The sequence below is a fragment of the Rhodococcus sp. KRD175 genome (genome assembly GCF_017168275.1).
GTDB classification, from domain to species: Bacteria; Actinomycetota; Actinomycetes; order Mycobacteriales; family Mycobacteriaceae; genus Rhodococcoides; species Rhodococcoides fascians.
This window is the reverse complement of record NZ_JABFAQ010000050.1, coordinates 1-7773: the sequence shown is the minus strand read 5'-3', so window position 1 is coordinate 7773 and position 7773 is coordinate 1. Positions and strand designations below refer to the sequence as shown.

Here is a 7773-nt window from a genome sequence, read left to right as displayed (position 1 = left end):
GATACGCCCCCACCACGGAGATTCCCGAATCCCTCGCCCTCGCCGCCGCCGCCACGATGGGCGCCGACTTCCTGCCCGTCACCTTCGACGAGCTCGCCGCCGTCATCCACGCCCGCGAAATCCCCAGCGCCGACCTCACCGCCCGCGTCGGCCTGGCACTGGCCACCGGGCACCTCGAAGTCCGGGACGCGTTCCTGGCCCTGTCCATCCACGGAGACGCCGACGCAGCCGACGCGTTCACCCGCATCGCCGCCCCGCTACGCGGCACCGCCCGCGCGAACGCTCTCACCATCGCCGCCTACTTCGTGTACTGCACCGGCGACGGAGCAGCAGCTCACGCAGCACTACAGGCCGCCGAACGCACCGCCGAACGAGCCAACGTGCCGCTGCCGAGCCTGACGGGAATCCTCCTCCGCGTCCTCAACGCCGGAATGCCACCGGAAGAGGTCAGGGGGATCGGCGCAGTCATCACCCCCGACTACATCGCCGCCCACATCGGCGCAGTGCAGAGCTACACCTGACACCCGCCGCCGAGCGTGGCCACCGGTTCGAGGTGGCCACGCCCGGCAACCGCAGGTCGCGGGCGCGGGGCCGGTGCATCGGGCATCGAGCCCTCACACCGACAAACGCGCCACCCGCAGCAACGACAGAAGAGCAGGCGGGGGGCGGTGAGGTCAGGCGTGGCAGAGAAAGAGCGGAACAGCGCTCAGAGGGACGTCGGACGGGCCGGCCACGCCATATCGACGTCGGCGGCGGGTGGACGAGTGTCCTCAACCGGAACACCGGCGACGATCGCATCGAGCGCCAGCTCCGACGGCGGCGGCTCAGCGTTCACCACAGCTTTGGACAAGGCATGTTCGATCCGCGAGCGCTCCATACCGCAGCACCCTACCGACCAGCACGAACGCAGCCACCGCTACGAGTGCAGCGACACCGAGAGGGGGAGGTTCTTTTCGGTCCGTCTGACTGCGCAACGAGAATGCATCACCCGTCGTCTCCCGGATCAACCCCTGGCTCCGCTCACGCTTCGGCCCACAGGGCCCAGCACGACTGTTCGCCCGACCCGTACTCGCTGCGCTCCCTGGCGAACACTCGCACCGGCCAGGCATTGACCATCGACGCCGTGCGCCGCCGTCTCTTCTCCGCGCCACCCGTAAGCGAAAAGAACGCAATAAAGGCAGCCCGATACAAGTATCTACACCGTTTTCGAGGGGCCCGTCGGGCATAGCAATGGGTAGGTACAAAACACTGAAATACGTTATAGGGCAACGTAAATGACTGTATTTACACCTGGTGCAAAAGTTATTTGTGACGTAGAATAGAAGCCAATAGGACAATTCCGAGAAGGAGGCAACCATGTCGATCACCGTGTACACGAAACCGAATTGCGACCAATGTGATGCAACGAAACGACGGCTCGACAAGCACGGTCTCCAATACCGAATCGTCGACATCACCGAAGACGACACCGCCCGCCACTTCGTCACCTCCGAGCTCGGCTACCTCCAAGCGCCCGTCGTGGTCGTCGACCGAAGCGACGGTGACCGCGAAGACTGGTCCGGTTTCCGAATCGGCCGACTCGACGCACTCGCAGCCTGACACCCCCACCGACACAGGAGAACCGCCATGCACCTCGTCCCCGCCTACATCCCCGACGCCGACTACATCGACCGCCAGGTCGATGCCGAACTCGCAGCAGAGCGCGACACCGAACAGAACGACACCCTGTACGGCGACGCCGAGCAAGTCGCATCGTGACCATCCCCGAAGGCGTGGCCGCCAGTAATCCCGTATCCGTTCACGACGACTTCTGACCCGACACCGACACGAACGCGAGGCCCGACGATGAACGCACTACGCGCAGTCCCCACACCCGGCGACGACCCGGCAGCGCAGGCACGCGCGGACCTCGCACCCGTAGAGGACCTCGACACAGCGGTCGAACCCGGGTACGACCCGGCCACCGACCCCGAAGCAATGCTCCTGTGCGCCCTGATGGATGTCCGCAACCAGAGCAACGGCGGAACCGACATCGAGCGGATCACCAGCACGCTCACTGCGGCGGACTTCGAGGATCCCGCGCACGCACGCATGTACGGCCACATCGTCGACCTCATCGCCGCCGGCCAACCCCACGACTTCGCCTCCGTCACCGGTGCACTCATCCGATCCGGAGCCGACGGAGCCAAAGATGCCCCGCTACGCAAACGCCTCATGGGCATCGTCACCGCCGGCGCGCACTCCGTCGCCGCCGTGCACTACGCCGACAACGTCCTGTCCCAGTCCTACCGCCGCAGCTTCCACATCGCCGGTGGGCGACTGGCCCAGGCCGCCGAAGAGGCACCCGAAGCCGACCTGTTCGACTACATGGTCGAACTCGGCACCCGGCAGCGTGCAGCATTCAACCGGCTCAACAGCTTTCGGCAACCACCGACCTCCTGAACGAACCCGCACGGATACCGGTCGGCGCGTGGACGACGCCGAGGGCACTACGGTGCTCTGCGGGCCACAATCGAAAGACGAGGACAGTGACAGAGACAGGTGAGCATGCCGAACGGCCGCCACACGACGCGCCGGACCGCACGAACGCACCGACGACCGGTGCCGCTGTCGATGCGGGTCTGCCCGTGCACGTCCGCGAGCAGATCGCTGCTGTCGTCGACGCGTCCGGCGACCTCGAGCGCGTCCCGACCGGTAGCGGCGCACTGACTGTGCAGGTGTGCTCGGCATCGGAAACCTCGTACGACGCCGCGACGTGGAGCACCCTGGGCACCTACCGCGCTGCGGACGCGGCAACCTTGGCCGAACGGCTGCTCGACGCTCTCGGGGACAGTGCGAACATCGGCACTGACCTGGGAGTCCTCATCGTCACCCACACCCACACCGACATCCTGGAGGCACCGGCCATGACTGCACCCACCGCCGACGGAACCCGCGCGCCGGCCGCCCCGCTGCTCACCCTCGACCTCGCGAAAGCCGACGTGCTCGACGACGACTTCGAGTGGCCCGAACCGGGCAGCGCGCAGGCATTGTGGACTCCGCACTGGCTGCTGCAGGCCGCGATCAACTCCGGTGCCGTCACCTACGACCGGCGACTATGGGGCGAGCTCGCACTGTCGGCCGAGTTCACCGCCCCGAACCGGCACGAGCTCCAATTCGTGATCACCTACGAAATCGACGGCGCACCGAACATCGTCGACGGCGACACCACCGACTACCCCGCCGACTTCAACGAACTCTCCGACGAGGAACAGAACGCCGTCCCGTCGACGCTGGTCCCGAACCCGGAGACCGCAGCGTCGTGGCTGACGTACCTCGTCGACGCCTTCAACGCCGTGCACGCGAGCACCGACAAGCTCGTCCGCGGCTGGCCCCAGCACTAGTTCCCCGCCGGACAGCAGAAAGCCCCGACCATCATGCGTGGTCGGGGCTTTCTGATGTCTCGCGGACCGATTCAGGTGGCGTAGGTCAGTCCTGGCGGATGGTGCGCAACAGCTGAGCGAGCGCGAGCGCGGTGATCGGATCGTCGAGCGTGGGCGCGGCCGCGACGACCAGCGCGAGGTCGCCCGAGTCCTGCACCGCGTCGAGCAGGTTCAACGACGCGTCGACGGCAAAGTTCGCCCCTGAAATGTCGTTGATGATCGCCAGCAGCTCGGCGAACCGCGACCCGGTCTCCACCGGAACGGCGGCGTGCAGCATCTCGAACGCGGCCACCGCTTCCGGTGAGCGCAGTTCGGCGAGGATCGCGAGTTCGATGCTGTCGAGGTCGGACAGGGCGGGGGAGTCGGGTGTGCTCATGGTGTGGGTCCTTCGGTCGGTGCGTCGCCGGTGGGCGGCGAGGTGGGAGGGACGAGAGACAGTCGGGCCACCGCGGCTTCGGCGATCCCGAGATGTCCGGCGACGGTGTCTATGGGGTGGGTGGCCACCAACCCGGTGATCAGATCGCGATGGATCAGGGCAGCGAGGCGGTGCTGATGGGACAGGTAGGCGAGCAGTTCGGCGGTGAGCAGTGCCGCACCGGTAGGTCCGCCGTAATCGTGCGCCCAGTCCTCGCCGTCGCGTTCGGGGGCGTACAGCAGCGAGTCCGGGGCGCTGAGAACCTTGTCGAGGATCTCCGAGGTGATCCCGCACGCCTGCAGGCGCTCGATCACACCGGGGATCTCGGCGGCGGTGCGGTGCCCGACCAGGCTGAGGTGCCACTGGATATCGATCACGCCACTGCGCCCGATTCGTCGTCGAACGACCGGCGGGTATGGCTTTCCAGGACATGCAGCTCGGCAGTGAGGCCGACTGCGCATTCGGCGTCCGCCACCGGATCGAGGGCCGCGATGTTCGCCCGCAGTTGCGTGATCCGGGTGTAGCGGGCGACCGCTGCGGCATCGGCGTCGTAGACCTCCACCGGGTGTTCGACGACGAGCCTGCGTTGCCCGGGCACTGTCTTCACGGTCGCCTCGCTGTGGCCACCGCTGCGCATCGTGATCTCGCGAGCGAGAGCGCCGGCGAAGATGTGCGCCGAGTGAGCGGGGAAGTCGCCGGCCACCGTGGTCGAGTCCGGCAACGGATCGGGACGAGTCGACCGCACGGTGACGTCGATCAGGTCGGCCGGGTCGACGCCGGGAAGCGGCTCGATCGGTGTGGCGGTCCAGACCCCGATCGCGGTGGTGACGTAGCCCGGTGGCGGTAGTTCCGCCGAGCGGACACCCGCTGCGTAGGCCGGCATCGACGCCAGAGCACACGCAATCTCGCCGGGGGTCCCGATGAGGCAGAGCGAGTCGTCGACGGTCTGGGTGAAGGTCGCGGCGACGGTATCGACCTGGCGGAGGTCCGCGACGGTTTCTGCTTGGCTCACCGCGAACCGGGCTGCGGTCGAGGGGGAGTGGAAGTGCCCGCGGGTGTGTACGAACCCGGGGTCGCCGTGTTGGTCGAGGGTGGAGATCTCGACTTCGATCAGCGTACGAGTCGAGGGCGCGGCTGAGGGGGACTCTGCGGCCGGCTGGAGTGAGTGGGGATCGGTGGTGTCCATGAGGGTCTGCCTTCGAGAGGTCCGGGCAAGGAAGCGGTTATGCGAGGGCGACGAGCGCGGGTGCAGCGAGTCCGCACACCGCAGCGGCCGCAGACAGGGCGGTGGTGGTTCGATCCATCGGCTCGCAGCTATCGGCGAGAGCCAGGCGTAGCCCGGCTGCTCCTGCTGCGATGACACCGACGAACACCAGAACCCAGGTAGAGCCGACCAGGTACGTCATCGGTCAGCTCGCGTTCGGGTAGCTCTCACCCGGCGAGTTCTGCTCGGCGTCCGTACCGGTCGACTCGGCAGCGTCGGGCTCGGTCTTCGCCGGTGACGACGGCTGCAGCCGCGGGGGCCGAGGCGACGTCTTGGTAGCCGCAGTGGTGGCGGTCTTCTTGCCGGCGACGGCGGAGGTGGGGACTTTCAGCCCGGCCTTGCGGAGCTCGGGGGCGGACCAGCCGCCGTCGAGCGCGGCTTTGATCGCGGCAAGCTCAGTCGCGGCAGCGGTGCGTTCGGCGGCTTGCGCTTCGGCGACCTTCGCGGCGGCGGCGGCTCGCTCGTTCTGCGCTTGGACAATCGCGTCGATCAAACCGAGACGGGCATCGAGAGCAGCCTGTGCAGCGGCGCGAACAGTGTTGGGATCGAGAGGGGTGAGCGACATGTGTGGGACCTTTCGGAGACGGCGTGCAGCGCGCGCGAGAGAGTGGCGCAGCGCTGAGTGACAACGCGGTCTCGGGCGGCCCACACGCCGTCCGATATCCGAGGGCAACGCTATCGAATCGGCCCGACAGATGCACGCCACAGACGGCGCTATACCTTGCGCGGTATATGCCGTGCACGGTATACTCGGGAGGTGGACGTTGATGCACCGGAAGAGTTCTTCGACTGGCTCGATCGAGTGGAGGCGAAGGCCGACGCCGGGGATGCTGCGTCGGTGCGGGTCCTCGCTCGGGTGACCGATGCATTGGTGCAGTTGCGTGAGCTCGACGGCGTTCCGGTGGAGGATCGGCCGGACCTCAAAAGGGTGCGGCAGTCGAAGAAGTTTCCGGTGTGGCGCACGGCGCATCCGTTCGATGCGCAGATTGCGCTGCGGTTGATCTGTTGGTTCCCGCCCGGCAGTAGCTCGGTGGTGGTGGCGTTGTTCGCGGCCGACAAGGCGCGGATGGGTGATGTGTTCTACGACGGTGTCGGCGCGAGGGCCGATGTCGCGATCGAGCGTTGGTTGCGGGAGACCGCGGAAGGGGAGCAGTGATGAGCGAGAGCGAGAAGAAGTCGTTCCGGCGTGCGAACGACCGGATCGAGCAGTTGCGCACCAAGCCCGCGATTGCGGAGACGGTGCGCGAGTTCGCGGCCGAGCGGGAGACGATGAACCGGGTGTACGCCGACGGGTTGGCGGACATCCGTAAGGCCGGCAACCTCACCCAGGTTCAGATGGCGGCATTACTCGGGACCAATCAGGGTGCGGTGTCGCGGATCGAGGGCCGCGACGATCTGTTGCTCTCGACGCTGCGGCAGTACCTCGCTGCGACCGGTGCTGTGCACCCGAAGATCGTCGTCGAGAAAGACGGCGTCGAAATCGCACTCGACCTCGACGCCTTCGTCTGAGTCTTTCGCTTGAGAGCGGGTCAGTGCTGGCGGCTAGGTTGCCGGTGACGAGCGCAAATCTTCGGAGCCTTCCCACCATTCTTCGGCGCGCTGCCTGAAATACGCTCCGTGTTCGTCAGGTAGTGGGAAGACGACCGTCGTCGCGGCTCCTCCCACTCCATTCATGCTCGCCCCGAGCATTCGCACTGATAGTGGATCGACGATGTAGCGGTCGTGAAGCATGTCGTGAGGAGCTTGTCGTACGGCGAGACTTTCGTACCCGGGTGTGGCGAGCAGGACCTTCAGCTCGGTCACTGCACTCTTGCCAATTTTCGGGCCGATCAGAACTCGATGTACGTCTGCATGTTCGACAAGCTGCACGAGTTGCTCGGCGCGTAGATACGGGTCAACGATGTAGACCTCTTCGAGTTCGGAGATGCTGCCAACCAGCTTGCCCCACGCAAGGGGATCGCGACTTTGCAGCACAAGAACCCCGGTCTCGTCGACGCCGGCCTCTTTGCTCTCATCGGAGTTGAGCAGGGCACGACCGAGAGGGGTGACGGTGAGTCCCTTGTTACTGCCCTTTTGCATCCAACCGAATCGCACCAGTTGCTTCACGACATGCTCCGGCGGGCCATCCGGCGCGTATCGGGCCGGACGGCCCGGTGTTGGTGCCGTGCCACCGAACATCGAGGCAATGCCTGCGGCAGCTCGAAAGTCCTTCCCGAAGGTACTTGCGAAGTCGATCGACGGCGTGGCGTAGGTCTGTTGGTTTTCTCGCAGGAACCTCAGCACGGGTGACTCAATGGATGCGGTGAGGGACTGCATGAATGGAGATGGGATTCCCGGCTTTGCCGGTCTGGCCGGCCTGATCATCTTTCCCCGTTTGCCAGGGCGGGGGTCGGGTCGGTCGACCCACTCCCGCACTTCTTTGCTCGACGGTTGATATCCGCCGCGATTTGCAGCGAGTACGAACTGCAGTGTGCGGCGTTGCAAGTCCGTAGTGATCAACATGGGCAATGCCTATCAGACCGCTCAGCGCGTGTCAGGTTGGTCGCACGGGACTGCCCCAGCTTTGGTTGACATCTGATCTGTGAGGATCGCTCCTCACGGTGGAAGGATGTTCACCATGCCGAAAGCATTTCCCGAGGAGTTCCGCCGCGACGTCATCGCCGTCGCACGCG

The 7773-nt window shown here is 66.0% G+C and carries 14 protein-coding genes; 7 read left to right on the top strand and 7 right to left on the bottom strand.

Annotated elements, in window-relative coordinates; genetic code table 11:
* The coding region (locus J1M81_RS25010; RefSeq protein ID WP_206499088.1) for a DUF4192 family protein at positions 1–521 on the top strand (521 nt) is incomplete at its 5' end.
* Positions 522–706: 185 nt separating this feature from the next.
* Here the strand turns inward: J1M81_RS25010 and J1M81_RS25005 are convergent.
* The gene (locus J1M81_RS25005; RefSeq protein WP_155289019.1) at positions 707–877 is read right to left on the bottom strand and encodes a hypothetical protein; all 171 of its coding nucleotides are present in this window, start codon (positions 875–877) and stop codon (positions 707–709) included.
* A gap of 479 nt (positions 878–1356) precedes the next feature.
* Here J1M81_RS25005 and J1M81_RS25000 point away from each other — a divergent pair, with 479 nt between their 5' ends.
* The 4 genes from J1M81_RS25000 (at position 1357) to J1M81_RS24990 (ending at position 3383) form a co-directional block, all read left to right on the top strand.
* A complete protein-coding gene (locus J1M81_RS25000; protein ID WP_008719967.1) occupies positions 1357–1599 on the top strand; it encodes a glutaredoxin domain-containing protein in 243 nt (80 codons plus the stop codon).
* A gap of 27 nt (positions 1600–1626) precedes the next feature.
* Entirely contained in the window at positions 1627–1758 is a 132-nt protein-coding gene (locus tag J1M81_RS26755; RefSeq protein WP_268995348.1) for a hypothetical protein, read from the top strand.
* An 87-nt stretch (positions 1759–1845) separates the two neighbouring features.
* Positions 1846–2442, top strand: coding sequence for a DnaB-like helicase N-terminal domain-containing protein (locus tag J1M81_RS24995; RefSeq protein ID WP_206499087.1), 597 nt, complete (start codon positions 1846–1848; stop codon positions 2440–2442).
* 86 nt (positions 2443–2528) lie between these two features.
* Positions 2529–3383: a hypothetical protein gene (locus J1M81_RS24990; RefSeq protein ID WP_008719963.1), complete on the top strand. Its 855-nt coding sequence runs from the start codon at positions 2529–2531 to the stop codon at positions 3381–3383.
* An 85-nt stretch (positions 3384–3468) separates the two neighbouring features.
* On the opposite strand, the gene J1M81_RS24985 is transcribed toward J1M81_RS24990, so the two are convergent.
* The 5 genes from J1M81_RS24985 to J1M81_RS24965 are packed head-to-tail and all read right to left on the bottom strand — an operon-like array spanning position 3469 to position 5666.
* Positions 3469–3798 carry a hypothetical protein gene (locus J1M81_RS24985; protein ID WP_008719961.1) on the bottom strand — a complete coding sequence of 110 codons (330 nt, stop codon included), beginning with the start codon at positions 3796–3798 and terminating at the stop codon, positions 3469–3471.
* Positions 3795–4214: a hypothetical protein gene (locus tag J1M81_RS24980; protein ID WP_008719959.1), complete on the bottom strand. Its 420-nt coding sequence runs from the start codon at positions 4212–4214 to the stop codon at positions 3795–3797. The genes J1M81_RS24985 and J1M81_RS24980 overlap by 4 nt, the downstream gene beginning before the upstream one ends.
* Positions 4211–5023, bottom strand: a complete 813-nt coding sequence (locus tag J1M81_RS24975; RefSeq protein ID WP_206499086.1) for a methyltransferase — start codon at positions 5021–5023, stop codon at positions 4211–4213. The genes J1M81_RS24980 and J1M81_RS24975 overlap by 4 nt, the downstream gene beginning before the upstream one ends.
* Positions 5024–5060: 37 nt before the next feature.
* Positions 5061–5243: a hypothetical protein gene (locus J1M81_RS24970; RefSeq protein ID WP_042940224.1), complete on the bottom strand. Its 183-nt coding sequence runs from the start codon at positions 5241–5243 to the stop codon at positions 5061–5063.
* A gap of 3 nt (positions 5244–5246) precedes the next feature.
* The gene (locus J1M81_RS24965) at positions 5247–5666 is read right to left on the bottom strand and encodes a hypothetical protein (RefSeq protein ID WP_042940223.1); all 420 of its coding nucleotides are present in this window, start codon (positions 5664–5666) and stop codon (positions 5247–5249) included.
* 192 nt (positions 5667–5858) lie between these two features.
* On the opposite strand from J1M81_RS24965, the gene J1M81_RS24960 reads away from it, so the two are divergent.
* A complete protein-coding gene (locus J1M81_RS24960) occupies positions 5859–6257 on the top strand; it encodes a hypothetical protein (RefSeq protein ID WP_042940222.1) in 399 nt (132 codons plus the stop codon).
* Complete coding sequence (locus J1M81_RS24955) at positions 6257–6610, top strand: helix-turn-helix domain-containing protein (protein ID WP_008719949.1); 354 nt, start codon at positions 6257–6259, stop codon at positions 6608–6610. Before J1M81_RS24960 ends, J1M81_RS24955 begins: the two co-directional genes overlap by 1 nt.
* A gap of 33 nt (positions 6611–6643) precedes the next feature.
* On the opposite strand, the gene J1M81_RS24950 is transcribed toward J1M81_RS24955, so the two are convergent.
* A complete protein-coding gene (locus tag J1M81_RS24950) occupies positions 6644–7417 on the bottom strand; it encodes a hypothetical protein (RefSeq protein WP_206499085.1) in 774 nt (257 codons plus the stop codon).
* Positions 7418–7773: the final 356 nt, after the last annotated feature.

Coding starts and splice junctions, on each gene's coding strand:
- J1M81_RS25005 (WP_155289019.1), bottom strand. CDS start 877: ATGGAGCGCTCGCGGATCGAACATGCCTTGTCCAAAGCTGTGGTGAAC.
- J1M81_RS25000 (WP_008719967.1), top strand. CDS start 1,357: ATGTCGATCACCGTGTACACGAAACCGAATTGCGACCAATGTGATGCA.
- J1M81_RS26755 (WP_268995348.1), top strand. CDS start 1,627: ATGCACCTCGTCCCCGCCTACATCCCCGACGCCGACTACATCGACCGC.
- J1M81_RS24995 (WP_206499087.1), top strand. CDS start 1,846: ATGAACGCACTACGCGCAGTCCCCACACCCGGCGACGACCCGGCAGCG.
- J1M81_RS24985 (WP_008719961.1), bottom strand. CDS start 3,798: ATGAGCACACCCGACTCCCCCGCCCTGTCCGACCTCGACAGCATCGAA.
- J1M81_RS24975 (WP_206499086.1), bottom strand. CDS start 5,023: ATGGACACCACCGATCCCCACTCACTCCAGCCGGCCGCAGAGTCCCCC.
- J1M81_RS24970 (WP_042940224.1), bottom strand. CDS start 5,243: ATGACGTACCTGGTCGGCTCTACCTGGGTTCTGGTGTTCGTCGGTGTC.
- J1M81_RS24965 (WP_042940223.1), bottom strand. CDS start 5,666: ATGTCGCTCACCCCTCTCGATCCCAACACTGTTCGCGCCGCTGCACAG.
- J1M81_RS24955 (WP_008719949.1), top strand. CDS start 6,257: ATGAGCGAGAGCGAGAAGAAGTCGTTCCGGCGTGCGAACGACCGGATC.
- J1M81_RS24950 (WP_206499085.1), bottom strand. CDS start 7,417: ATGCAGTCCCTCACCGCATCCATTGAGTCACCCGTGCTGAGGTTCCTG.